An 874-nucleotide genomic window follows, 5' to 3' on the forward strand; every position below is an offset into this window, starting at 1 on the left:
GATTATCCCAGAGGGGGCTGAGGGGGCACGGACAGCCTGATTCAGGCCCGCCGTTGACAAGCCCGGACAAACCCGGCGTGTGCGTAGCGCTGGTTTCTCGTGGTCATGTCAGACCAATGCCGAAGGGGCCGGCCCTTTCGGCAAGAAGGTAACAGCGGAAAAGTCGCTGCGCCAGAACATTGCCGATGTGATTGGAGCTCCCCAGGATTCAACGCAGGCAAGCACATCGCCTCGCTGCAATCGTTTCCGCTTTAATCGCAACTGATACTTTTCCAGGTTTTCGAAGGACAAAGGATCTCCCTTTTGATAGAAGTCCCAACCTGGGTTGTCACTCATTACACGGACAAAGCGCAACAAAGCGCCTTGGGAATAAGCAGAAAATTCATTCACGGCGTCCTTCCGGCAATCATCAGCGGTACTTCGAATTGAAATTACATCAAAGCGAAACGTCGACTGCGCGTAAGCTGGTACGTAACCATCTCCCGCAGACAGGTGAGGCATAAAAACCGTTAGCCCAGGTGCGTTAGCCGGTGACCACAGAATGAGCGGCGGCGCGCCTTTGTCTTCCGTGTACGGCTGTTCTGGCAAGACAAACGAGGTTGGGCTGCCATGAACCCGCATTGGCGGATAGCGATCAAACGCCTGGGCAACCTCGGCCACCGGTGCCTTGATCACAGACAGATTGAAGAATGGTCGATCCAGAACAGACATGATGCGAACGTTTTGTTGCTTGCCGCACTGCGACTACGCGAACTCACCACGGCGCGGTGCAACTTCGCCCTGCAGAAGAACACGTAATGTGAACTTGAGCGGGAAAACCTGAGACTCTTTCATGCGCAGCGCGGCCGCAACCGCCTTGCGTTCCTTTTTTGCC

General features: G+C 55.1%; 1 protein-coding gene. It reads right to left on the reverse strand.

Annotation, left to right across the window (positions count from 1 at the left end):
* Nucleotides 1-108: 108 nt before the first annotated feature.
* Entirely contained in the window at nucleotides 109-711 is a 603-nt protein-coding gene (locus AC1DWI_RS24795; protein ID WP_477667904.1) for a hypothetical protein, read from the reverse strand.
* Nucleotides 712-874: the final 163 nt, after the last annotated feature.

The sequence above is a fragment of the Polaromonas sp. P3_C2 genome (assembly GCF_056402675.1).